A 22268-nucleotide genomic window follows, 5' to 3' on the forward strand; every position below is an offset into this window, starting at 1 on the left:
ACACTCTCCTGTCTTCTCCACCTGCTGGGTTTCCGGCTTGCATACCGGCTTGAATGCCGGCTGCTCTCACATCCGGACGAACGACCTGGCGCGCAGCATCAGCACCGCGGCTGCGACCGCGAAGACCGCGCCCCACACCGGACCGGCCACCGGGGTGACCGCTACCGGCAGTTGCGACGTCAGCAGGCCGGGAGCGAGCACACCCAGCGACCACAGCGTCACGACCACAGCGGCAGCGCGCTCCAACCTGATGACGCTGCCCAGCGCGAGGGTTACGGCCGTGCAGGCCAGACACGGCAGTAACCAGAGCACCGATGACGTGCCTATGGTGAGGCCCGCGACGACCAGCACCGGCATCACCACCGCCAGCACGGCTACCGTGCGCCGCAGCAGCAGATAAAGCCCTGCTCGCGGGGTCGCGGCCACCAGCTCATACGCCGGATCGAGACTTCTCGTCCATACCGCGGCTATGCCGAGCACCGGAATGACCGGGGCCAGCAGCAGCACCAGCGGGCGGCCTCCGGGGATAGCGAAGAACGAATCGACGGCCACAGCCAGCACTGCCACCAGTGCCGCACCAGCGACCCACGGAAGCATCACCGGCGAGGTCCAGCCCGCCAACCGTGCCAGCCGCCTTCGCGGGGGTACGGGCGGGCCGGTGGTCAGGGACGATGCCAGTGCTTCCCAGGTTCGATCGACTAGCGCCGCCGTCCGGGGCGCCTGGCCGGGCACTTCCTCGGCGAGGCGGGCGCGACAGGACGGGCAGGATTCCAGGTGCGATTCCAGCGACCACAGCACCTCGCCGGCGATCGCGTCAGCGCGCGCGTAGCTGCGGATCAGCTCGATGGAAGCATGCGCCTTGTGCTGGTCGTTCATGACAGTGCCTCCCGCATGATGATCCGCGCCCGGCGCGCCCGCGTCTTCACGGTTCCCTCCGGCAGTCCCAGCAGCACGGAGGTCTCCCGCACCGAGAGCCCGTCGAGCACCATGGCCTGCAGCACCTGCCGCAGTTCGGGTGCCAGCGTGTTCAACGCGCTTCCCAATTCGCCGCCGACCGCTCCGGCTAGCGCTTCGTCCTCCGCGGCTGGGGCGGCCACCGGTTCGGCGGCTTCCGGAGGCGGATGCACATACCGCGCACGACGCCGGAACGCGTCCACGAGCCGGCGCGCGGCGATGGTCCACAGCCACCCCGCGGCGCTGCCGTCCACCGCTGTCCCGGCAAAACTTCCCGCCGCCCGCCATACGGCGAGGTAGGACTCCTGCAGCACCTCGGCCACGATCTGCTCGTCGCTGCATCGGCGCCGCAAACGTAGGGCCAGCCATGGCGAGGTCCGGCGGTACAGCTCCTCGAAAGCCGCCCGGTCCCCCTTGGCAACCAAGCGGACGAGGCCGGCCTCGTCGGCCGACTCGATCGCTCCCCGAGTTTTTCTCACGCTTGGCAAGACGCGGCGGATCCGCGATCGGTTCTTACAAACAAGTGACGTGAGTCACATTGCTAGTGCTTGTGCCGCATACCCGGCACGCCCGCCTTCCTGATCGAGGGAGGCGTTCTTCGGCGCACAGCCCTACTCGGAGTTCGAGAAGCGGATCGATCAGGCCCAAGACCCGGCGGACTGAATGCGCGGCTGACACATCAGCCCTGGAACGTCGACGCGGTCGCCGCGGACGTCGGCATGACCGGGCCGCCGGACGAGGGCAGAAAAGGTCGCGCGGCGTCGCCTCCGGTCATTCGTTCGGGGCGGCGGTGGCCGCTCACCCCGCGAGCGGGGCCGCGTCGGCGGCGCGGAAACCGCCGAGGCGGTCTTCGAGTTGGCGGACCGCGGAGCGTCCGGCCCGGTTCGCGCCGATGGTACTGGCGGTAGGACCGTAGCCGATCAGGTGGAGACGCGGGTCCGCCACGGCCCGGGTGCCGTCCACCCTGATACCGCCGCCGGACTCGCGCAGGTTCAGCGGTCCCAAATGGGCCACACTCGGTCGGAAGCCTGTGGCCCACAGCAGCGTGTCGGCCGCGACGAACCGTCCGTCATACCAGGCCACACCTTCAGGGGTCACGCGATCGAAGACGCGGTCCAGTACGATGCGGCCGTCGTCGAGGGCCCGGGACAGCTCCGGCGGCAGGTACAGGCCCGTCGCGCTGACGACGCTGCCGGGCTGCTCACCGCGCCGTACCCGATCGGCGACCACCGCGACGGAGGCGCGGCCGAGCTCCGGGGTGAAGGGACCGGTCACGAGGTTGAGCGGGCGGCGGGTCAGCCAGGTGATGCTGCTCGCCACCCCCACCAGCTCCAGCAGCATGTCCACGGCGGACGCCCCGCCGCCGACCACCACCACGCGCTGCCCGGCGAACTCGGCGCCGCCCGCGAAGTCGGCGGTGTGCAACTGGCGCCCCAGAAAAGACGCACGGCCGGGGAAGTGCGGCCAGAACGGGCGCTCCCACGTGCCCGTCGCGTTGATCAGGCCGCGCGCCGACCACGAACCCGCGGTGGTCTCCACCAGCAGCCGCCCGCCGGCACCCTCGCGGACCCGGCGGACACTCACCGGGCGGTGCACGCGCAGGTCGAACTCGCGCTCGTATGCGGCGAAATACGCCGGGACGGCGGAGTTCACCGGCGCGGGACGCTCGGGAGCAGCCCACGGCATCCCGGGCAGGGCATGCACGCCGTTCACCGTCTCGGTGGTCAGCGAGTCCCACCGGTGCCGCCATGCGCCGCCGGGGCCGGTGTTGTGGTCAACGACCACGAAGTCGCGTCCGGGTTCCAGTCCGGCGTGCCGCAGGTAGTAGGCGCCGGACAGGCCCGCTTGTCCCGCACCGATCACCACGGCCTCCACCGGCCGCGCCGCTTCGCCTCGCGTCATGTACAAGTCAACAGCCCCGCCAACGCGGGGATTCCGATGTCCGGCAACGGTCGGGGCATCAGCTGGTCCGCGTGCGTGCGGACAGCCTCGGGTCCACTGCGCCAGCAGCACCGCCCAGGCCGCCCAGGTGGTCGTGGTCCCAAGCGTGGCCACCGAGTTGCCATTCGGCGAACCCGTCCTCGCCCTCGACGTCCTGCCACACCTCCGTCGGGGCCTTCGCGCGGGTGCTCGGCCGGTGGGCGCCGGTATCAGGGATTGGTGTACATCTCGACGGAGACCCGGACGAAGCGCCGCGCCTCCGCGGCGGACTCGCCGCGTCGACCGTCCGCCGCGGCCGTCGCCCCGTCCGCACTGTCCGGTCCCGGAATCCTCTCGGCAACTGGGGTCCCCCGATAGCCCGCGACGGGACCGTAGGAGCGCCGAAGCACGCCGGAGAATCCCCCGAGTGCGGGGTACCAGCCGTCTTTGCGCGCCAGCAGCTGCACCCGGTTCAGCTGGATCTCGCCGACCCCCTCGGCGTTGGCGGTGATGAGCAGCCGGTACCGCGAATAGGGCGCCGCTTCGGCCATCGCGAACTCGCGCACCAGGAACCGTTCGGGAAACGCCTCCCCGCTCCGCCGGTCGAGGGTCGTCCAGGTACTCCCGTCGTGGGAGCCTTGCATCACCCAGTCCTTCGGATCCCGCGAGCAGTGGTCGTCGGCCGAGGTCAGCGAGTATGCCGTGACGGCGGTCGGCTCGGGCAGGACGAACTCCAGCCGGGCCGATCCGGTGAAGGCGAGCCACTTGCCCGCGGTGCTGTGCAGCAGATTGGCCGCGACCTCGCCGGCGTCCCGGTTCTCGCCGCTGGCCGAGACCCGGGAGACGGGCACCGGGGTGCCGAGTTCCGGCTCGTCCGCGGTGAGCAACCGCACCCGCTGCAACTGCGTCTCGGGCTGCATCCCCCAGTTGCGGCTGATGTCGAGCCGGTAGAGCGGATACGCCGCGGAGTTGGCGACGGAGTATTCGCGGTTCTGGTGCCGCTCGGGGAATGCCTGGCCCTGCCGCGAGTCGACGGTGAACCAGGTGCGGCCGTCCACCGAACCGCGCAGCCGCCAGTCCTGAGGGTCGCGGTCGCGGTAGTCGTTGGCGGCGGTGAGCTGGTAGGCGGTGACGGCGGCCGGTTCAGGCAGGACGAAGTCCAGCGTCGCGGTGGGCTCGAACGCCAGCCACTTGCCCCACTCGGCCAGCAGCTTCCCGGCGACCTCACCGGCCGCGCGGTGCTCGTCGCTGGCCCGGACCTCCTGCACCTGCGCCGGCACGGTACGAGCAGGGGCGGGACCGCTCCGCACGGCCACAGACGCGAAGGTGTCGCGATGGTCGCGCCAGGTGATCCGCTCGACGGGGCCCGCGCCGTCGTCCAGCACCATCCGCAACCGGCCGGTGACCGTCCGGTCGCCGTAGGCCTCCTCCTCGGTGGCGAACGTGCGCGGGTGGAAGCCGCTCATCTGTTCGGGGCCTGACCAGCGCGCACGCTCGACCCCGCGGTACTCCTGCCGCGCGCCGTCGGCGGTGCGCCGGTGGCCGCGGAAGGCCGTCATGCCGCCGTGGAAGGCGATCTCGGCCTCCGCCCCGCTCTCGGATCGCCAACCCAGCTCCACCACTTCACAGGGCTCTCCCCGATCCAGGTGGACCGACAACGGCGCGGCCGCCTGCCATCGGCCGCCGGCGCGCACCTCGGTGTCGTAGACGACGACCGGGGCGCGGTGGGGGCTTCCCTCGGGTTCCGCGGGTCGGGAATCGGCATGGTCGGGCATGGGGCGCTCCAGTCCTCCTGTCGGTCATGCGGCGGGGCCGCTCGCATCGCCGCTCCGGCCGCGGCGCGCCCGGAAGGCACGGAGCACTCTCGCATCCCGGCCCGACAGTCGCCCGGCCGAGTACGGCCGCCGATGAGTATGAAGCTCCTGGAACTGCTGCGGGGGGGTCGTCGACCGGACCGGCCAGACCGTGGTGATGGTGACCCACGACCCGGTCGCCGCCTCGCACGCGGTGCGGCCCCGCGTCCACCAGCCGGTACCCGCAGGACGCCTGCTGCACTGAGCTGTGATCGCGGACCTGTGGACACCGTCGGCGCCGGCGGTGTCCACACATCCGCGATCACAGGAGATGGGCGCCTTCGCATTCGCGGCAGGCGGTGCGCGTGCGGTGGTGGTAAGAGTAGGCAGCGACGGCCAGGCCCAGCCCCCACAGCACGTAGGCGGGCACCGCTACCCAGAAGAAAGCCTGGGGCAATTGCTCGACCGGGTACGCGGGGCGCCCGTCGAGGCTTCGGTAGACCATGTTCACCAGGTCGGCGCCGAAGTAGGTGAGCAATCCGCCGGAGATTCCGATCGCCGGTCCCAGCACCAGCCACCTCGGGACACGCCGTCCGGCGAGACCCGGGACCCAGCGCGGCCACACCCGTCCCCAGCGGTGCACCAGGGCGAGCGGCAGCAGCACCCCGGCAAGCACGAATCCGACCTCGAACAGCACCAGGGACGGGCCGCCTGCGAAGGGGACGGCCTCCATGCCGACGCCGGCCTGAGCGAGCACACGCAGCAACCAGCCGAGGATCGTGAGGTAGGCCGCCGCGTAGGCCCAGCGCGGGGTGGCTTCGCGTAGGTGGGCGACGGATCGGACGCGGCCGCACCCCAGGCACCCCAGCCCCGACGTCCGGCGATAGGCCGACGCGAGCGTGATGAGCAAGACGGCCAGTCCGAGGCAGCCCAGTCTGCTCAGGGCACCCAGCGGGTAGAGGCCGATTCCCAGGCCGGGCAGCAGCGCACCCACCACGTCCAAAAGCAGCGGTGTCACGGCGACCACCAGAGCACCGGCGGTCCCCAGCGCGCCGAGCAGCAGCAGGACGCCGACCGCACGGCCCGGGACCGGTCGCGTCATGCCCACGGCGAGCAGTGCGGCCGCGCCGCACAGCGCTACCGCCCACCAGCCGGAGAAGAGCATCAGGTCGTAGCCGACCGGGGACATCTTCCCGGGCGGGCCGACGATCCGCCAGTAAGCCTGGAGCCCGGCGTAGGCCGCCGACCAGGCGACGGTCGCGGCGGCGAGCCGTCGGGCACGGAGCCGGTCGGCCTCGGGGCGGCGGGCGGCCGGGGTGGCGTTGTCCATGGTCGCCATGGTGCCCGACGGGGGATGCGCGCTTCCCCTGCGGGCGCGTATCGGAAGCCCCCCGCGCCGCCGGGGCGCCGGCGCCCCGGCGGCGCGGGGGACGGCCCTATTGGGCGGCGGTTCCTGTGGACAGGCCCCGGGCAAGCAGGTCGAGGGCCGATCGCATCCGCTCGCTCAGATCCACGGTTCCGGGAAGGACGGTCCAGACGAGAAACGCACCGTCGAGAAGTTCCACGAGGGAGCGTGCCGTGCAGCCAGTGTCGGTGATGTCGAACTCACCGCGTTCGTTGCCCTGATCGAGGAGCCTGGCCGCGGCTTCGCTCCAGTCGGAGTAGTACCGCTCCAACAAGTCGCGCACCCGCTGTTGGCGGTGCGCCAGCGCGTAGAACTCCGTGGCTGCCCCTGGACGGCGCGCGAACACGGCACACCGGTACACAGCGGCGACCGGACGCCCGGTCCCTCGCACCGCCTACAGGGTTTCCGCGGTGGGCCTTGGCCTTCGAGCCGGCTTGAGGGTCTACGTTCGGGGCCATGGCTGCACGCGACACGAGCGGATCCGCACCCTCCTCCCGGCCGGGCACGGCGCTGGTCACCGGCGCGTCCTCGGGCATCGGACGCGAAGCGGCCCGCCTCCTGGCCGAAAAAGGCTTCCGCGTCTTCGGCACCAGCCGCAGCGACCGCCCCGGCTTCGACAGCGTGCGGATGCTTCGGCTCGACGTGACCAGCGATGCCTCCGTCGCCGCGTGCGTTGACAGGCTCCTCGACCAGGTCGGGATGGTCGACGTACTGGTCAACAACGCGGGAGCGCTGCACCGCGGGATCGCCGAAGAGACCGCGCTCACCGAGGCCGCCGCGGTCTTCGAGACCAACCTCTTCGGCGCCGCGCGGGTGGCCAACGCCGTCCTGCCGCACATGCGCGAACGCGGCCGGGGCCGCATCGTCAACGTCGGTTCGCTGGCCGCCTGGGTCGGTGAGCCCGGCGAGGGCTACTACGCCGCGTCCAAGGCCGCCCTCGCCCGCTACACCGAGGCGCTGCGCCACGAGGTGCGTCATCTCGGCGTCGACGTGAGCCTGGTGGAGCCGGGCGCCTTCACCACGGGCGTGGTCGAGGCCGCTACCCGCTCCTGCGGCGAGATCGCCGACTACGACCAGGTCCGCGCCAACGCCTTCGAGACCCTCGAACGAGGTCTGCGGAAGGGCGGCGACCCGCGCAGGGCCGCCGAAGTCGTCGTCAAGGCGGCCACCGCCCGCAGGCCGAAGCCGCGCTACGCGGCCGGCAGCGAGGCGCTGTGGCTGCCGCCGCTGCGGCTGCTGCTGCCTCAGTGGGTGCTGGAGCGGCTGGTCAGAAGGGGATTTCACCTTCCGACCGCGGCCACGCGCGGCTGAGACCTCCATGCTGTGCGGCGAACTCCGACGCTCTTCGGCCCCGGAGGCGACAGGGCTGCGCGGCCACAGCGGGGCGGGCGGCCGTGGGGTGACGCCGGGCGTGGATCGACGGCCGCCGTGCCGGACAGGGAGTCGGGGCGTCAGCGTCGGATTCTGGTGTGGAAGTGGGCCCAGGTGACCATCGGGCCGGTGTAGTCGTCGGGGGTAGGGGTGTGGATGCCGCAGCACGGGTCGGCTTCGGCGGGCACGCGCCCCCAGCCGTGGGATAGGGCGCCGGCGAGGACCAGGCCGCAGCCGCCGGGGCGCATCGGGTCGGGGGGTTGGCACTCGGCGCGAGTGGTGGCCTGGCCCTGGTCGATCACTTCCAGATGGAGGACACCGGCCGCCAGACCGACGAGCCCCACGTCCACCTCGCCGTCGGGGTGGCCGGATGCGGTGTGGCGCAGAGCGTTGCTGAAGAACTCGCTGGCTACCACTTCCACGGCATCGGCCACGTCGTGGAAGTCGCGCACCAGCGCCCGCACCCAGAGGCGGGCCTCGCGGCACTGCTCCGCCAGCCCGGGAAAGGACCGGTAGGCGCTGAGTGTGAACGGGGAGAGGACGTCTTCCATCACGCCACCTCCGAAAGCGCGCCCGAGGCGGCGTGCGCGGCCTGCTTACCGCGTGCGCGAGGGCGGCGGCTGAACAGGTCACGGACTTTTCCCGCGCCGCCCGAGTCCCCCGGGTGGCGCCCGGCGAGGACTGCGGCAACGTTGCGAGGAGAGTCCGCCGGAGCCTGACCGTTCCGGCCCCAGATGAACCACCAGGAGTCCCCCAGCCACATGGCCACGACGGCAACCCGGCGACCGTCGGGACCGGCGGTGTAGAGCACCGGGTGATCCGAGCCGGCCAGCACCACCAGCGCCGACCTGCCGAACGTGTGCACCTCCTCCTGAAGTCGCCCAAGCAGCGACCGGCGGGTTTCACCGCACGGGAGTGATCGATCACTACGAGTTGCGAACATGGACACAATGCCTCCTTCATAGAAGCGCCGTGGGGAACAGCCCCCGGAAGACTCCAGCATGGCCTAGCATGGCTCCAATGGCAATCTCCCATTGGAAATTCCCCATTTAGTATCAGCTTACTTACCGGACAGTTGAGGAGGCCGCCATGGCCGCAAAGAAGAACGCGACGGTGCGAGGACGTCGGCTCCGGGGTGAACTGCGGCGCCTCAGGGAAGAGCGCGGTTGGAGCATCGACCATGTCGTCGAACTCTCCGAGAACGCATGGGTGAACAGCACCGTGTCCCGGTGGGAGCTGGGCGAGCGCCTGCCACGTCCAGCAGACCTCCGGCTGCTGTTGGAGATCTACGAGGTCACGGACGAAGAGCGGGAGACCCTGTTGCGGCTCGCCCGCGAAGCCCGGCAGCGCGGTTGGTGGCACGTGCACGGGGACGCCGTACCCGAGTGGTTTCAGGGGTTCGTCGGCCTGGAGGCCGAGGCGTCAGCGGTGTGCTCGTACACCTCGGAGTTCGTCCCCGGCCTGCTGCAAACGGCCGACTACTCGCGAGCAATCCACCAAGGCTCTCTGCGCTCTCTCAGCGACGAGGAGATCGAGCGACGCGTCGCGGTCCGGATGGAGCGTCAGAAACTCCTGGAACGTCCGCACGCACCTCAACTCTGGTTCATCCTCAACGAAGCGGTGATTCGCCGCCACGTGGGAGGGCCAGGCGTGATGAAGAAGCAGCTCGGACACCTCGCCAAGGCGATCGATCCACCGCGCATCACCGTGCAGGTGCTTCCCTACGAGCTGGGTGCTCATCCAGGCATGGACGGCGCCTTCTCCATACTCAGCTTCCCGGCCGCAATCGATGCCGATCTCGTGTACCTCGAACACCAGACAAGTAGCCTGTATGTGGAGGAACCAGACGAGGTCGAACGCTATAACGTGGTCTTCAACCACCTACGTGCAACAGCTCTCAGCACCGACCACACAAGCTCGATGATCCGTGAGATTGTCGCTCAGATCTGACACCGAAGGAAGTACGGGATGACGCCCTTCCCCGTGTCTCTCGCCCCCTGGCGCAAGAGCTCCTACAGCAACGGCAACGGCGGTGAGTGCCTCGAATGCTCCAGCGCCGCCTGGCACGTCTCCACCTACAGCGGGACTAACGCCAACTGTGTCGAGTACGCACACCTCCCCTCCTCGGTCGCCGTGCGGGACTCCAAGCACCCGCAGGCGGGCCACCTGTCCTTCTCCGGGGACGAGTGGTCGGCGTTCCTCACCGCTGTGAAGGCCACCCGCTTGTGAGACTCGCCGTTTCGGCGAGCGCCTGGTAGTCATACCGGGCAACATGCTGAGCGCGGCCGAGCCGGGCCGAGGAGGGCTCCCTCAGCACCCACGCGGGATGCCGGTCCGGTCTTCACCTGCTCCGAACGGGCAGCATTCCTTACCGCCGTGCAGGCCGTCGGCCTTCAGCCCCTCCGCTTCCGCTCCGCCGATACCGCGGCGAACACTCCTTCTTCCGGGCGGAGGGCAAGCCCCCTGCTCTCCGTGGGGCGCTCCTGCGCGGACCGCCCCACGCCCCCTCAAACCGACGGGAAACCCCCGACACTGCCGCGCGCCGGGACCTTCGAGGCGATCTCCCGCTCGAAGAAGTCCACGAACGGTTCCGCCTGCTCGTACAACTCGGACACGGTTCGCGCGGCGGCACGCGCAAGCGCGGGATCGTCGACCCGTTTCGCCCCGGCCGGACTGCCGTTCTCGTCGTAGCGGATGTGGTAGAGAACCTGATCGCCATACGCCATGAGTTCCGGAAGCGGATACTCGCTCTCGAACTGGCGGATGTGCCCGGCGTCGAGCACGCGGATCTCGAAACCACACTCGACGAATATCCGGTGGCTCTGCGCCTCCCACAGCAGGTAGGACGTGGGCGGGAGTTCGACGATGCGCAGCCGCCGCAGCCGCAGACCCAACCGCTCGTAGCTCTGACGCTCCGCGCGAATGTCCTCGCGCTCGCTCTCGAAAATCTCCAGGACGCGGTCCCAGTCGCCGGAGCAGAACGCCGCCCAGGCCGGATCTCCTGACTCGGAGAAGACCTGCGACCGCTCCAGTTTCCAGACGTCACCGGTCATGGCCGGATCCGCGCGCAGGGCGGCGGCATCAGCGTGGTAGGCGCGGCGGTCCATGACTGCGCCCTCAGCCGCGCGCACGGCGTCAAACATCAGAGATGTCCGGCTTTGCGGCTCGCAACATCTTCCCGGGAATGACCACCAGCCGCTCGTCGGCGCCTATGCTCAGCCCGGCCGGAAGGCGGTCGCTGAAGCGCTCGGTGACGTCGCGCCCCACAATCGCCACGTCACCGTTGTCAAGCTCCCAGATCTCCGGGCAGTCATCATTGGTGCGGCTTTGTTCCAGTTCGGCGGCTGTCTTCCCGAGACGCTGCTTGAACTGGGCGTCGGGCTTTACGTCCCACAGACGTTCCACTGGGATCCTCCTGTGTTCAGAGGCGGGAGAGAACCATTCCCGCCTCGGCGCGTTGGACACCCCACACCCTACGAATGGCGGAATCCGGCCAGGCGGATGCATGACCGATTCACCCCGTTTCGCCGCCGTGACCGTTGGTCTCGGCCATACTGGGGCTTCACGGTGGACCGACAATGAGCCTCGCGCTTGCACGGAGCCTCCCCGTATGCCCTCACCGAAACCCCGCACCACGAAGCGGCGTTGGACGAATCCGCGGTGGCCGACGCCGCCGACGCCAACGGCGAGGAGGACTTCGGCCTGGTCTTCGACACCGCCTTCGAGGACAAGGTGTACGAGATCGCCGAGAGCAGGACCGAATTCCTCCGGATGTTCAGCGACAACGACGGATTCCGAGAGGAGTTCGTGCGCAAGGCCCGCGGACGCGCCTACCGGCGGCTGCGCCGCGACGCCGCCTGACCGCCCCCGGCTCCACGGAGCCACGGTCCTGCGATGTTCCAGCAACGCGTCATCGCCGACCGCTACGAACTGACCACCCCCATCGGCCAAGGCGGCATGGGCGTGGTCCTGCGCCGCTACGACCGCCGGCTCGACCGGCGGATCGCCGTGAAACTGATGAGCCGGAAGCACCTGGGCCGCTCCGACACGCAGCCGGCGTGCTGGTCGAACGCTTCCTGCGGGAGACCAGGATGACAGTGTCTCTCCGGTCAGGGCCTCGGCGGGCGCATCGCGGTCAGGCACCGACCGCCTCCGGGGCGATGGGGCGACGCGAGCGGGGAAGCGTGGCGAGCACGAGACGGTAGGACTCGGTCACCAACTCCTCGACCAGCTTCGTGTCGACCGAGTCGCCGGGAGCCAGTGTGATCCAGTGCCGCTTGTTCATGTGGTAGCCGGCGGTGATGTCTACGTCTACCCAGCCGGGAAACAGGCAATACGACTCGACCTGCCAGTTCAGACGCAGATGCCGCATGAGATCGCGCGGGGCGCTAAGGCGGCGCCGCCCGCCTCACGTGTCGAAGCGGCGGTTTGCCGTCCTGTGGTGCACACCCGACCGAGGCTCTGGACGAGCACCTTGTTGCAATACCGATTGAAATCAAACCGCCGCCCCCTCCAATGCGATTCTCGGGCGCCCGTGCGCCGACCGCCGACTCGTACCGCGATCCGCAGAGTTTCGTGTGAGTGAACCGCTGCGGCGCCGACGGGCAGGCGACGGTGCTCGGGTGGGGCTGCCGGTCTCTAGTAGTACTTCGTCAAGTTCCCGAATTCCGTGTGCCGACCTGGTCGACTCGGGGGTGCGGTCTCCGGCCCCGCCCGCGCATCGCGTGGCGCACCGACGGCGCCTCGGGTCTGTTGTGCGGCTGTGGCACCGGGCGGGTGGCGGGTCGCCTGAGCTGAAAAGCGGCGGCAACGGCGGCGGCCCCTTGCGCCCGCGCGGGTGGGATCCCGCTCCCGTGGCCGGGCGGGGGCGGCGCGCGGCGATGGGGCCCGGTCAGTATCCATTGCGCGGAAATCACCACGTCCAAGGCCGATCCGTGGTGATTTCCGCGCAATGGATGCCGCGAAGCCCGGCATAAAGGACACTCGGGCGCCCGATCACCACCGAGACTGTCGCTGGGACCGGTCTCGGCGCCGAAACCGTCTCTGGAGCCGTTCTCGGCGCGCCGCCGGGCGCCCAACCGGCGGGCGCCCTGCCCGATACGCGCGGGCCCGGCCATCCGGCGCCGTGGCTGCCGCTTTTCCTCCAGACCACCCGCCGCCCGGCAGGCCACAAGGCCGCCCAGCGGGCCCGAGCCGCCTTTTCCGGCGCGCCTTGCCCGAGCCGCCTCGCCCGCCTACCGACACCGGCGACGCACTTGACGAAGTACTACTACTAGGAGGTTTCCCAGAAGTTCTCAGAGTCCGGCCAGTTCGGCTCGGCAGGATCGGTCTCATGACAACGATCGAGGTACAAGGACTGACCAAGCGGTACGGTCCCGAGACCGTGGTGGACGACTTGTCCTTCACCGTCGAAGCGGGTCAAGTGACCGGATTCCTCGGCCCGAACGGCGCCGGCAAGTCCACGACCATGAGGATGATCCTGGGTCTGGCCGCCCCTGACCGGGGTTCCGCCACCATCGGTGGCCGCCGCTACGGCGACCTCCCGGTGCCGATGACCGAGGTGGGCGCGCTGCTCGAGGCCGGCGCTGTCCACGGCAGTCGGAAAGCTTACGACCATCTGCTGGCGCTTGCGGTGAGCAACGGCTTGCCTCGGCGCCGGGTCGACGAGGTGCTCGCCCGTACCGGGTTGGAGGGCGTCGCCGGCAAACGGGCGGGAGGGTTCTCGCTCGGCATGCGTCAACGGCTCGGCATCGCGGCGGCCCTGCTCGGCGAGCCGCAGGTGCTGATCTTCGACGAACCTGTCAACGGGCTCGACCCGGAGGGCATCCGCTGGATGCGGGACTTCATGCGCTCGCTGGCCCGCGAGGGACGGGCGGTGCTGCTGTCGAGCCACCTGATGAGCGAGATGGCGCAGACCGCCGACCATCTGATCGTCATCGGGCGGGGAAGGCTCCTCGCGGATACCAGCATCAGTGAGCTCATGCATGTGGGTGGTGGGGGCACGGTGCTGCTCCGCACGCCCGGCCGGGAAGTTTTCGCGCGCCGGTTGACGGCCGCCGGGGCGACCGTACGTGAGGGTCCCGATTCGGCACTGGTCGTCTCCGGCATGACGAGCGGCGAGATCGGCAGACTCGCCGCATACGACGGCATCGTCCTCACCGAGCTGACCCCGCAGCGGGCGTCGCTGGAGGACACCTTCATGGAGATGACCAGGGACAGCCTCGACTACCAGGGGACCGCCGCATGAGCTCGCTCGCCGCTTCATCCGACGTGATGTTCGCTCACACTGTCCGCGCGGAGTGGGTCAAATTCCGCAGCCTGCGCTCCACGTGGTACACGCTGGCCTGCCTCCTCGCGGTGGGGCTGGCAATCACGGCCCTGGCCATGGATTACGTCGGGCAGGAATATGCGGCCATGACGGCCGCGGAACGACGGGATTGGGATCCCACCAGCTTCAGTCTGAGGTCGCACCTCGTCGCTCAGTTGTTCTTCGGTGTGCTGGGGACTCTGGTGGTGACCTCCGAGTACGCAACCGGTCTGATACGGACATCGCTGACCGCGACGCCCCGCAGGCACCGTGTGCTGGCGGCGAAGCTGGTGGTGACCGCCGGCGTTGTCGTGGTCGCCGGCCAGGCGCTGATGTTCGCGGCCTTCTTCCTCGGGCAGGGCCTTCTCGCCGTGCAAGGCGTGCCGAACGCCGGGCTGGGCGACCCGGGTGTGCTTTCAGCCATAGCGGGCGCCGGGCTCTATCTCTCGGTGATCGGACTGCTCGCGGTCGGTCTCGGCACGCTCACGCGGGCCACGGCGGGGGCGTTCGCCACCCTGGTCGGAATCGTCTTCCTGGTGCCCGCCGTCGCTCCGCTCGTCCCCTCCTGGCTCCAATGGCTCCTCGACTTCTGGCCGACTGAGGGCGCGACCGCCATCATCGCGACCGTGCCCGATCCCGCATACCCCCATCCCTGGCTCAACTTCGCCGGCATGTGCCTCGGCGTCGCCGGTGTGCTCGCCGCCGCTTTCTGGGGCCTGCGGCGCCGCGACGTGTGATACTCGTTCATGAGCTATCCGGAGGCCGGGTATTCCTTGCCTGGTCGGTGTTGGGAACTCAGGGCAGGCGATGACGTTCCGAGAAGGTGTCGAGCGGCTGCTAGTGGTCGACGACGAGGCGACCGTCCGTGAGTTGCTCTCCGCAGCGCTGCGTTTCGCCGGATTCCAGGTGACCACCGCGGCGACCGCCGCCGAGGCGGTCGCCGCGGCCACCGGGGAGCCGACCGATCTGGTGCTGCTCGACGTCATGCTGCCGGACATGGACGGCTTCGACGTGGTTCGGCAGCTTCGTGAAAAGCGTTCGCAAAGTCGCGGCGGGCCGGTACCCATCCTCTTCCTCACCGCCCGGGACCAACAGGCCGACAAGGTCACCGGCCTCTCCCTCGGCGCCGACGACTACGTGACCAAGCCGTTCGATCTGGAGGAGCTGATCGCCAGGATCCGCGCGATCCTCCGCCGCACGGCGAGCCCCCAGGTGGACGTGCTGAGGGTGGGCACCCTCGCACTCGATCCCGAGGGACACCAGGTGACGCGGGCGGGACAGCCTCTCCGCGTCTCTCCCACCGAGTTCCGGCTGTTGCGCTACCTGATGGAGAACGCCGGACGCGTCGTGTCCAAGGCACAGATCCTCGACCGGGTGTGGCACTACGACTTCGGCGGCGACACCAACATCGTCGACACCTACATCTCCTACCTGCGGCGCAAGGTCGACACCGAAGAGCCCAAGATCCTCCACACCGTGTACGGGGTCGGTTATGTGCTGCGGGAGCCCCGGCGGTGAGGCGCACGCTGAGCCGGTTCTCGCTGCGGACCCGGCTGCTGCTGCTCACCACGGGCCTGTTGCTGGCGGGGCTGACCCTCGTCAGCGCCGTGGTGTCCGACCGCTTGGAGCGCTATCAGCTCGACCAGCTCGACGGCCGGTTGCGCTCGTTCACCACACTCATCTCCCGCGCATCGGCCGCCGTGCCCTCCGAGGTGGATCCCGTGACCGCTTACCCGGAGCGCCTCGAACCCGCCCTCGACTTGTTCGGGGTCCCGTACCTGGTGCACCTGGACGCGGAGGGCACGATAGCCCGAGACATCCACTCCTCCCGGCTGGACAAAGCGAACTTGCCACCGCTCGTCGATCTGGGCGCGATCCCCGCCGACGGGACACCGGTCACCCTGCGCGCCGCTGACGGCCGGGAGCGCTGGCGGGCCGCCGCCCGGACGATGCCGGGGGCGGGCGGAACGGTCGTCGCGGCCACACCGCTCACCGAGCTGGATGCCACGATCACCCGCCTCCGGGCGACCAGCCTGACCAGCGGCGCAGTCCTCCTCGTCCTGCTGAGTGGGCTCGGCTGGTTCGCCCTCGGCCGCGGGCTGCGGCCGCTACGGCGGATCGAGCACACGGCGGCCGCGATCGCCGATGGGGACCTCACCCGGCGCGTGCCCGACATCGCTGCGCCCAGCACGGAGATCGGGCACCTGGCGGCGTCGCTCAACACCATGCTCGGCCAGCTTGAACGGGCCTTCGCCGACCGAGCCGCGTCTGAGGCCCGAATGCGCACCTTCGTCTCAGACGTCAGTCACGAGCTGCGCACCCCGCTCTTCGGCATCAAGGGCTCGGTCGAGCTCTACCGGATGGGCGCCCTGCCGGAACGGGCCGACGTCGAGGAGACGATGCACCGCATCGACCGAGAAGCGACGCGACTCGCCACCCTCACCAACGGCCTGCTGCTGCTCGCCCGGCTCGACGAAGCGCCGGAAGGGCAGCTCGATCGGGCGCCCATGGACCTTCGCACCCTCGCCGATGACGCGCGCCACGATCTGCGCGCCTTGGACCCGTCCCGTCCGATCGAACTCACGGGGCCGGGAGGCAGCGGCCCGCCCGGCCCCGCCCAGGTCCACGCCGACGAATCCCGGCTGCGGCAGGTCGTGACCAACCTCGTAGGCAACGCCGCCACCCACACCCCAGCGGGCACCCCCGTCCGTATCGGAGTAGGCACCGTCGACAACCGGGCATTGCTCGAAGTGGCCGACGAAGGCCCGGGAATGACCGCGGAACAAGCAGGCCGCGTCTTCGACCGCTTCTACCGGACCGACCGCTCCCGGAACCGCTCGGACGGAGACAACGGAGGACTCGGCCTCGCCATCGCCCGCTCCCTCGCCCGTGCTCACGGCGGCGACGTCGAGCTGGAAACCGCCCTCGGCGAAGGCGCCCGCTTCCGGCTGACACTGCCACTACTGGATCAAGCCGTATGAAGGTTCCCGCGGACAGGGGCCGCCGCCTCGCCACCCCGTCGCCGAGCGTCGCTGACCGTATGAGTAGGAACCTTCCGAGCGAAGCTGTCCTCCGCGGTCGTCCGGCGGCGCAGCGGGGCATGTAGGTAACTGACGAGTCCTACCTCCAAGAGCGCAGTACACCCTCCGCGGGCCCTCGATCCCCCCGGCCGCGCCGCCGCCCTGTAGCGCGCAGGCGCCTGGCTGCGTCTTGACCTCAAGCAAGGCTGACGACCGAGACCCGCCGCCATGTTGGAAACGAAGATGTCAGGAGAACGGGTCGCGGTCATCGGCACAGGTGCCATCGATGATGGCGCGGTAGCCCTCGCGGTAGGTGGGATAGCGGAATGTGAAACCGGTCGAACGCAGCTTCCGGTTGGAACACCGCTTGCCCTGGCCGCGCGGGGGCGGGCCGGTGGCGACGGGAGGGCGTGCCACGCCGAGTTCGTCGGCCAGGAAGCGCAGCAGTTCGCCGCGCTCTGCCGGTTCGTCGTCGACGCCGAGGTAGACCCGGTCCGGGACGCGCACGCGGGTGCACAGGTGCGCGATGGCCGCGGCGGCGTCGTCGCGGTGGATGCGGTTGGTGTAGACGGGGTCGCGCGGGATCTCCGCGGTGCCCTCGCGCACCCCCCGAAGCAGGTTCTGCCGACCGGGACCGTAGAGCCCGCCCAGCCGCAGCACGGCTGCCTCCGGTAGCCGCGAGTGCAGGAGGTCCTCCGCCTCACGGAGCACCCCGGCCGTGGCGGCTCCGCCGGCGGCCGGGGTGTCTTCGTCGACCCGGCTTCCGTCGACGACCCCGTAGACGGCCGTGGAGGACACCAGCAGCGTCCGCGGCGGCACGGGCAGCTGCCGCTCGACCGCGTCGAGCAGGTGGCCCAGGCCGGCGACGAAGGTGTCCCGGTAGCCGGGCACGTCGCGGGTATCGGCCGTCAGGGCGACGACCACGACGGAGGTCTCCGGCGGCAGGCGGGGGACCTCCCGGGTGAGGTCGACGGCCTGCCCGGCGATGGGGGCGGGCACGCGGGCGGGGCTGCGGCGGAGTCCCACAACGCGGTACCCGTCCGCCGCCAGCCGCAGCCCGGCCCGGCTGCCCAGATCGCCGCATCCAGCCAGAACCGCTGTCGATGTGGGCGGGTGCGCTCGGCCGCTCGCCGTGCTCGGGGTGTCCATGGTTCCAGGATGCGCCATCGGCGCCGGTGCCGCGGACCCGCGGCCTGTCGCGCTGCCGGCAGGTCCCTTCCGGTGGCTCGATGAGCCGGCACCGGCACGGTCCGACGGTGCCGTACGGCGCGGCCGCAGGGCGTCATCCCCTGCGGCCGGGCCGGGGAAGCACGATCGGGGTTCCGGTGAGCGGGTCGCCGATCACCGTGCAGGGCAGCGAGAACACGGACTCCACAGTGTCGGCGGTGACCACCTCCGACGGGGGGCCTTGCGCGGCGACCTCTCCGTCCTTCATGACGATGAGGTGGTCGGCGTAGCGGCCGGCGAGGTCGAGGTCGTGCAGCACGAGCACGATCGTCCGGCCAGACCGGGTGTCCACGTCGGTGAGCAGCTCCAACACCTCGACCTGGTGGGCCAGGTCCAAGTAGGTCGTCGGCTCGTCGAGGAGCATGACGTCGGGGTCTTGGGCGAGCGCCAGGGCGATCCACACCCGCTGCCGCTGGCCCCCGGAGAGTTCCTCGATCGGGCGGTCGGCCAGGTCGGTCACGCCGGTCGCGGCCATGGCGGCGGAGATCGCCTCGGCGTCGGTGTCGCCGAACTGGCGGAACCACCGCTGATGGGGGTGACGGCCGCGCGCGATGAGGTCGGCGGCGGTGATCCCGTCCGGGGCGACGGGCTGCTGCGGGAGCAGTCCCAGCTGCCGGGCCAGGCTCTTGGCCGGCAGCCGGGCGATGTCGGAACCGTCCAGCAGGACGGCGCCGCCTTGCGGCTTGAGCAGCCGGGCGAGCCCGCGCAGCAGGGTCGACTTCCCGCAGCCGTTCGGTCCGACGATCACGGTGACCTGCTCGGGCGGCAGTGTTACCGAGACCCGGTCGACGACGGTCCCGGACCGGTATCCGAGGCTGAGGTCGGCGGCGGCCAGCGTGGTCGGCGCGATGGTGCGGGGCGTCATCCTGTGTGTCCGATCCTGTTGGCGCGGGCGAGAAGGTACAGCAGCACCGGTGCTCCCAGTACCCCGGTCATCACGCCGACGGGCAGCTCGGCCGGGGTGAACAAGAGCCGGGCGGCGAGGTCGGCGGCGACCACGAGCAGAGCGCCGAGCCCCGCGGCGGGCGCGAGCAGGGCGCCTCGGCCGGGAAGCATCCGGCGGACGATCTGGGGCGCGACGAGCGCGATGAACCCGATGGGGCCTGCCGCGGCCGTGGCCATCGCGGCGAGCACCACCGCGGCGGCGACGAGGGCGATCCTGGTGCTGCTCGCATGCCCGGAGAGCACCTTGGCCAGGTCGTCGCCGAGTTCGAGCAGCCGCACCTGGCGGGCCAGCACGACCAGCACGGGCACGGCGACCGCCAGGGTGGTGGCGATGATCGCGACGTGCAGGCTGCTGCGGTTGGCCAGGCTCCCCGTCAGCCACGCGGCCGCCGCCATCACGCGGTGGTAGTCGGCCCGGGTCAGCAGGAAGGACACCGCCGAGGTCAGCATGGCCGCCACGCCGATACCGACGAGCACCAGCCGGTAGCCGCTCAGGCCGCGCCGGGCGGAAAGCAGGAAGATCGCCGCGGCGGTGACCGCCGCCCCCACCAGCGCGCCCGCGACGGTGTGCAGTCCAGTGCCGCCGAACACGGTGATCACCGTCAGCGCGCCGAAGGCGGCTCCCGAGTTCACGCCGATCACGTCGGGGCTGACCAGCGGGTTGGCCGCGATACGCTGCAGGATCGCTCCGGACAGGGCGAAGGCGGCGCCCACTCCGAGTCCGGTGAGAGCGCGCGGCAGCCGGTTGCGCACGACGACGTCGTACTCGATGAGCGTGCCGCCTCCGCCCAGCACCCGGAGCACGCCGGAGACACCGATGTCGAACTGGCCCAGGGTCAGCGACAGCAGCGCCACGCCGCCGGCGAGCAGCCAGGCGAGCAGGGTCAGGGCGGTGGACCGGCGGACGAACCGGAACACGACTGCGGCCCGCGGGCTGCGCAGGAGGAACGCGCCGCGGTCGCCCGCGATCACAGCTGGGCCACCTTCCGCTTGCGGACCAGGTGGATGAAGAACGGCGCCCCGATCAGTCCGGTGACGATGCCGACCTGCAGCTGCTCGGGCTGGATCAGCACTCTGCCGAGCACGTCGGCCAGCAGGAGCACGGTCGGCGCCAAAAGGACGCACCAGGCCATGATCCACCGGTAGTCCGGCCCCGTCAGGGCTCGCGCGATGTGGGGCACGACGAGGCCGACGAACCCGATCGGCCCGGCGATCGCCGTGGCCGTTCCGGCCAGCAGCACGACGGAGACGGCGCCCAGCACCCGGGTGATCACCAGTCGGGTGCCCAGGCTGCGTGCCATGTCTTCGCCGAGGGCGACCGCGTTGAGGTCCCGGCCGACCATCACCGCCAGGCAGACTCCGACCAGCGCTGCGGGGGCGACGGCAAGCAGATCTCCGGTTTCGGGTCGGGTCAGCGAGCCGACGGTCCAGAACCGGTAGTCGTTGAGTACGCCGGCGTCGAGGAGGGTGATGGCGGTGGTCGCAGAGCCGACCATGGCGCTGAACGCGGCTCCGGCCAGCGCGAGCTTCACCGGCGTCGGGCCGCCGCCGCCCAGCGAACCGAGCACGTAGACGAAGACCGCCGCCACGGCGGCTCCGGCGAACGCCGCCCACAGGTAACCGGTGAGCACGCCCACGTTGAGGAAGGCCATGGCGGCCACCACGGCGAACGCGGCCCCGGCGTTGACGCCGAGGATCCCCGGCCCCGCCAGGGGATTGCGGGTCAACCCCTGCATGACGGCGCCCGCGACTCCGAGCCCGACTCCGGTGAGCAGACCGGTGGCGGTCCGGGGCACGCGCACGTGCCACACGATCCGGTCGGCTTCGGTTCCGATGGGCCCGCTCAGGGCCGAGGCCGCGTCTGCGGCCGAGAGAGGGTAGTTGCCGATGAGGATCGACACGGCGATGGCGGCCGCCAGTGGCAGCGCGGCCAGGACCAAGCCGACCGAGCGGCCCGCTGCACCGCGGAACAGGCCTTGGCCGGTGTCGGCACCCGGTGCGCGCCTCGTCGCGGCACCGGTCCGTACGGCAGCTGTTGCGCCGGCCACGGGCTACTGCTCGACCAGGTCCGGGTGAAGGTGCGAGGCCACGAGTTCGATGCTGTTCGCAGCCCGGACCCCGGCCGCCCTGTCGGCGAACAGGAACGGGTGGACCTCGCCTTCGGCGACGGCCGTGACACCCGAAAGCGCCGCATCCGAGGTGATGGCATCGACCTCGCTCCGCGCGTCCTCTCGCGTCAGCTCCGCATCGCAGCAGAGGTCGGTGAGGATGACGTCGGGATCGCGCTCGACGAGCTCCTCGACGCCCACCTCGATGTTGCGCTTGTCTTTCAGGTCCTCGAAGACGTTGGTACCGCCGGCGCGCTCGATGATGCGGGTGCCGAAGTCGAGCCCGCTCGCCACCCGGTACCCGCCGTCCTCGCCCGGGGAGACGATCGCCACAGTCGGCCGTTCGACCCCCTCGACCTGCTTGTCGACGGTGGCGATCCGCTCCTTCATGCCGCTGATCACCTCTTCGGCCCGGTCCTCGGCGCCGAACAGCGCACCGAGGCCGCGGAGGTCCTTGTAGACGCTGTCCACCGTGACCGAGGCCGGGTCGATCGCCCGGTCGGTCAGACCGTCCTCGCTCGGGCACAACGCGCTCATGACCCAGCTCTGCACCCCGAGCTCGCGCAGGCTCGCGCGGGTACCGACCGAACCGTTGCCGCTGTTCTCGGAGAAGACGTTGGGGTAGCCGGAAAGCACGAAATCCGGCTGAGCCTCCAGCAGCCCCTCCCTGCTGGGCAGCGAGGGCACGTAGTCGGCTTCGGCCTGCTCGTCGGCGTACTCCGGTAGCACCTCGGCGTCCAGGAAGGCGGTGCCGACCAGCCGATCGCCGAGGCCGAGCGCGTGGGCCATCTCGATGCCGGGCTGGTAGGCGGCGTAGAGCCGCTCGGGAGGGCCGTCGACGGTGACGTCGATGCCGCAGTTGGTGCGGGTGACGCCGACACCGCCACCTGCGGCCGACTGCTCGGGTGCGGGAGCGCCGCAGCCGGCGAGCAGAAATGCGCCGACCAGCGCGAACGCGGCGGGAGATGGGCGTGCGGATACGCGGGCCATGGTGGAGACCGCCTTTTCCAGGTCCTCGTGGAATCGGGTCGTGCGGTGCCGTGGCCGGTCTCCTGGCTGACGGGTGGAGACGCGCCGTGTCCTGCCTTCCCAGGGTTTTCACCCCAGTGGCTCGTCCGCCGAACGAACGACACGGCGCTCCCGATCACAGTGGCGAGGGCCGCACCGGTTTCACACCGGATTCCCGTTCACCACGGCGCCGACGACGCTAGCACGCCG

Annotated in this window: 25 protein-coding genes and 1 riboswitch; of the genes, 9 read left to right on the forward strand and 16 right to left on the reverse strand. The window is 70.5% G+C overall.

The window, feature by feature from the left end:
* Positions 1 to 66: 66 nt before the first annotated feature.
* From EKD16_RS21760 to EKD16_RS21790, 6 genes are all read right to left on the reverse strand, one after another.
* Entirely contained in the window at positions 67 to 876 is an 810-nt protein-coding gene (locus tag EKD16_RS21760) for an anti-sigma factor (protein WP_131100919.1), read from the reverse strand.
* Positions 873 to 1433, reverse strand: a complete 561-nt coding sequence (locus EKD16_RS21765; protein ID WP_207391370.1) for an RNA polymerase sigma factor — start codon at positions 1431 to 1433, stop codon at positions 873 to 875. The genes EKD16_RS21760 and EKD16_RS21765 overlap by 4 nt, the downstream gene beginning before the upstream one ends.
* A gap of 319 nt (positions 1434 to 1752) precedes the next feature.
* A complete protein-coding gene (locus EKD16_RS21770; RefSeq protein ID WP_131100921.1) occupies positions 1753 to 2856 on the reverse strand; it encodes an NAD(P)-binding domain-containing protein in 1104 nt (367 codons plus the stop codon).
* Between the two features lie 248 nt (positions 2857 to 3104).
* Complete coding sequence (locus EKD16_RS21775; RefSeq protein ID WP_131100923.1) at positions 3105 to 4649, reverse strand: coagulation factor 5/8 type domain-containing protein; 1545 nt, start codon at positions 4647 to 4649, stop codon at positions 3105 to 3107.
* Between the two features lie 340 nt (positions 4650 to 4989).
* A complete protein-coding gene (locus EKD16_RS21785; RefSeq protein ID WP_131100926.1) occupies positions 4990 to 5997 on the reverse strand; it encodes a hypothetical protein in 1008 nt (335 codons plus the stop codon).
* A 106-nt stretch (positions 5998 to 6103) separates the two neighbouring features.
* Positions 6104 to 6463 (reverse strand): TetR family transcriptional regulator C-terminal domain-containing protein, encoded by a 360-nt coding sequence (locus EKD16_RS21790; RefSeq protein ID WP_131100927.1) that lies wholly within the window; start codon positions 6461 to 6463, stop codon positions 6104 to 6106.
* Positions 6464 to 6528: 65 nt separating this feature from the next.
* Here EKD16_RS21790 and EKD16_RS21795 point away from each other — a divergent pair, with 65 nt between their 5' ends.
* A complete protein-coding gene (locus EKD16_RS21795; protein WP_131100929.1) occupies positions 6529 to 7383 on the forward strand; it encodes an SDR family NAD(P)-dependent oxidoreductase in 855 nt (284 codons plus the stop codon).
* Positions 7384 to 7523: 140 nt separating this feature from the next.
* Here the strand turns inward: EKD16_RS21795 and EKD16_RS21800 are convergent, their stop codons facing one another.
* A complete protein-coding gene (locus tag EKD16_RS21800; RefSeq protein ID WP_131100932.1) occupies positions 7524 to 7994 on the reverse strand; it encodes an ATP-binding protein in 471 nt (156 codons plus the stop codon).
* On the reverse strand, positions 7994 to 8392 hold the full coding sequence (locus EKD16_RS21805; RefSeq protein ID WP_131100934.1) for a hypothetical protein: 399 nt from the start codon (positions 8390 to 8392) through the stop codon (positions 7994 to 7996). The genes EKD16_RS21800 and EKD16_RS21805 overlap by 1 nt, the downstream gene beginning before the upstream one ends.
* Positions 8393 to 8532: 140 nt before the next feature.
* Here EKD16_RS21805 and EKD16_RS21810 point away from each other — a divergent pair, with 140 nt between their 5' ends.
* A complete protein-coding gene (locus EKD16_RS21810; protein WP_131100936.1) occupies positions 8533 to 9393 on the forward strand; it encodes a helix-turn-helix domain-containing protein in 861 nt (286 codons plus the stop codon).
* Positions 9394 to 9411: 18 nt separating this feature from the next.
* Entirely contained in the window at positions 9412 to 9672 is a 261-nt protein-coding gene (locus EKD16_RS21815; RefSeq protein WP_131100938.1) for a DUF397 domain-containing protein, read from the forward strand.
* 278 nt (positions 9673 to 9950) lie between these two features.
* On the opposite strand, the gene EKD16_RS21820 is transcribed toward EKD16_RS21815, so the two are convergent.
* Positions 9951 to 10574 (reverse strand): DUF6879 family protein, encoded by a 624-nt coding sequence (locus tag EKD16_RS21820; protein WP_131100940.1) that lies wholly within the window; start codon positions 10572 to 10574, stop codon positions 9951 to 9953.
* A 4-nt stretch (positions 10575 to 10578) separates the two neighbouring features.
* Positions 10579 to 10848: a hypothetical protein gene (locus EKD16_RS21825; RefSeq protein ID WP_131100942.1), complete on the reverse strand. Its 270-nt coding sequence runs from the start codon at positions 10846 to 10848 to the stop codon at positions 10579 to 10581.
* 186 nt (positions 10849 to 11034) lie between these two features.
* On the opposite strand from EKD16_RS21825, the gene EKD16_RS21830 reads away from it, so the two are divergent.
* Positions 11035 to 11304, forward strand: a complete 270-nt coding sequence (locus EKD16_RS21830; protein ID WP_131100944.1) for a hypothetical protein — start codon at positions 11035 to 11037, stop codon at positions 11302 to 11304.
* 33 nt (positions 11305 to 11337) lie between these two features.
* Entirely contained in the window at positions 11338 to 11538 is a 201-nt protein-coding gene (locus EKD16_RS21835) for a hypothetical protein (RefSeq protein WP_131100946.1), read from the forward strand.
* A gap of 40 nt (positions 11539 to 11578) precedes the next feature.
* Here the strand turns inward: EKD16_RS21835 and EKD16_RS21840 are convergent, their stop codons facing one another.
* On the reverse strand, positions 11579 to 11815 hold the full coding sequence (locus EKD16_RS21840) for an MmcQ/YjbR family DNA-binding protein (protein WP_242677110.1): 237 nt from the start codon (positions 11813 to 11815) through the stop codon (positions 11579 to 11581).
* Positions 11816 to 12775: 960 nt separating this feature from the next.
* Here EKD16_RS21840 and EKD16_RS21845 point away from each other — a divergent pair.
* The 4 genes from EKD16_RS21845 (at position 12776) to EKD16_RS21860 (ending at position 16731) form a co-directional block, all read left to right on the forward strand.
* On the forward strand, positions 12776 to 13690 hold the full coding sequence (locus EKD16_RS21845; RefSeq protein ID WP_131100948.1) for an ABC transporter ATP-binding protein: 915 nt from the start codon (positions 12776 to 12778) through the stop codon (positions 13688 to 13690).
* Complete coding sequence (locus tag EKD16_RS21850; protein WP_207391371.1) at positions 13687 to 14487, forward strand: ABC transporter permease; 801 nt, start codon at positions 13687 to 13689, stop codon at positions 14485 to 14487. The genes EKD16_RS21845 and EKD16_RS21850 overlap by 4 nt, the downstream gene beginning before the upstream one ends.
* A gap of 70 nt (positions 14488 to 14557) precedes the next feature.
* Positions 14558 to 15268: a response regulator transcription factor gene (locus EKD16_RS21855; protein WP_131100951.1), complete on the forward strand. Its 711-nt coding sequence runs from the start codon at positions 14558 to 14560 to the stop codon at positions 15266 to 15268.
* Positions 15265 to 16731, forward strand: coding sequence for a sensor histidine kinase (locus EKD16_RS21860; protein ID WP_207391372.1), 1467 nt, complete (start codon positions 15265 to 15267; stop codon positions 16729 to 16731). The genes EKD16_RS21855 and EKD16_RS21860 overlap by 4 nt, the downstream gene beginning before the upstream one ends.
* Before the next feature lie 285 nt (positions 16732 to 17016).
* On the opposite strand, the gene EKD16_RS21865 is transcribed toward EKD16_RS21860, so the two are convergent.
* The 5 genes from EKD16_RS21865 to EKD16_RS21885 all read right to left on the reverse strand — a co-directional run bounded on the left by EKD16_RS21865 (position 17017) and on the right by EKD16_RS21885 (position 22040).
* Complete coding sequence (locus EKD16_RS21865; protein ID WP_131100953.1) at positions 17017 to 17919, reverse strand: Rossmann-fold NAD(P)-binding domain-containing protein; 903 nt, start codon at positions 17917 to 17919, stop codon at positions 17017 to 17019.
* 133 nt (positions 17920 to 18052) lie between these two features.
* Positions 18053 to 18862, reverse strand: coding sequence for an ABC transporter ATP-binding protein (locus EKD16_RS21870; RefSeq protein ID WP_131100955.1), 810 nt, complete (start codon positions 18860 to 18862; stop codon positions 18053 to 18055).
* Complete coding sequence (locus EKD16_RS21875) at positions 18859 to 19914, reverse strand: FecCD family ABC transporter permease (RefSeq protein ID WP_131100957.1); 1056 nt, start codon at positions 19912 to 19914, stop codon at positions 18859 to 18861. The genes EKD16_RS21870 and EKD16_RS21875 overlap by 4 nt, the downstream gene beginning before the upstream one ends.
* Positions 19911 to 20990 (reverse strand): FecCD family ABC transporter permease, encoded by a 1080-nt coding sequence (locus tag EKD16_RS21880; RefSeq protein WP_242677111.1) that lies wholly within the window; start codon positions 20988 to 20990, stop codon positions 19911 to 19913. Before EKD16_RS21880 ends, EKD16_RS21875 begins: the two co-directional genes overlap by 4 nt.
* Positions 20991 to 20993: 3 nt before the next feature.
* Positions 20994 to 22040 (reverse strand): ABC transporter substrate-binding protein, encoded by a 1047-nt coding sequence (locus EKD16_RS21885; RefSeq protein WP_131100959.1) that lies wholly within the window; start codon positions 22038 to 22040, stop codon positions 20994 to 20996.
* 35 nt (positions 22041 to 22075) lie between these two features.
* A riboswitch (cobalamin riboswitch) is annotated at positions 22076 to 22260 on the reverse strand.
* Between the last annotated feature and the right edge of the window lie 8 nt (positions 22261 to 22268).

Source organism: Streptomonospora litoralis, assembly GCF_004323735.1.
Taxonomy (GTDB): domain Bacteria; phylum Actinomycetota; class Actinomycetes; order Streptosporangiales; family Streptosporangiaceae; genus Streptomonospora; species Streptomonospora litoralis.

Coding starts and splice junctions, on each gene's coding strand:
- EKD16_RS21760 (WP_131100919.1), bottom strand. CDS start 876: ATGAACGACCAGCACAAGGCGCATGCTTCCATCGAGCTGATCCGCAGC.
- EKD16_RS21770 (WP_131100921.1), bottom strand. CDS start 2,856: ATGACGCGAGGCGAAGCGGCGCGGCCGGTGGAGGCCGTGGTGATCGGT.
- EKD16_RS21775 (WP_131100923.1), bottom strand. CDS start 4,649: ATGCCCGACCATGCCGATTCCCGACCCGCGGAACCCGAGGGAAGCCCC.
- EKD16_RS21785 (WP_131100926.1), bottom strand. CDS start 5,997: ATGGACAACGCCACCCCGGCCGCCCGCCGCCCCGAGGCCGACCGGCTC.
- EKD16_RS21795 (WP_131100929.1), top strand. CDS start 6,529: ATGGCTGCACGCGACACGAGCGGATCCGCACCCTCCTCCCGGCCGGGC.
- EKD16_RS21800 (WP_131100932.1), bottom strand. CDS start 7,994: ATGGAAGACGTCCTCTCCCCGTTCACACTCAGCGCCTACCGGTCCTTT.
- EKD16_RS21810 (WP_131100936.1), top strand. CDS start 8,533: ATGGCCGCAAAGAAGAACGCGACGGTGCGAGGACGTCGGCTCCGGGGT.
- EKD16_RS21815 (WP_131100938.1), top strand. CDS start 9,412: ATGACGCCCTTCCCCGTGTCTCTCGCCCCCTGGCGCAAGAGCTCCTAC.
- EKD16_RS21835 (WP_131100946.1), top strand. CDS start 11,338: ATGTTCCAGCAACGCGTCATCGCCGACCGCTACGAACTGACCACCCCC.
- EKD16_RS21840 (WP_242677110.1), bottom strand. CDS start 11,815: ATGCGGCATCTGCGTCTGAACTGGCAGGTCGAGTCGTATTGCCTGTTT.
- EKD16_RS21845 (WP_131100948.1), top strand. CDS start 12,776: ATGACAACGATCGAGGTACAAGGACTGACCAAGCGGTACGGTCCCGAG.
- EKD16_RS21850 (WP_207391371.1), top strand. CDS start 13,687: ATGAGCTCGCTCGCCGCTTCATCCGACGTGATGTTCGCTCACACTGTC.
- EKD16_RS21855 (WP_131100951.1), top strand. CDS start 14,558: ATGACGTTCCGAGAAGGTGTCGAGCGGCTGCTAGTGGTCGACGACGAG.
- EKD16_RS21865 (WP_131100953.1), bottom strand. CDS start 17,919: ATGGACACCCCGAGCACGGCGAGCGGCCGAGCGCACCCGCCCACATCG.
- EKD16_RS21870 (WP_131100955.1), bottom strand. CDS start 18,862: ATGACGCCCCGCACCATCGCGCCGACCACGCTGGCCGCCGCCGACCTC.
- EKD16_RS21885 (WP_131100959.1), bottom strand. CDS start 22,040: ATGGCCCGCGTATCCGCACGCCCATCTCCCGCCGCGTTCGCGCTGGTC.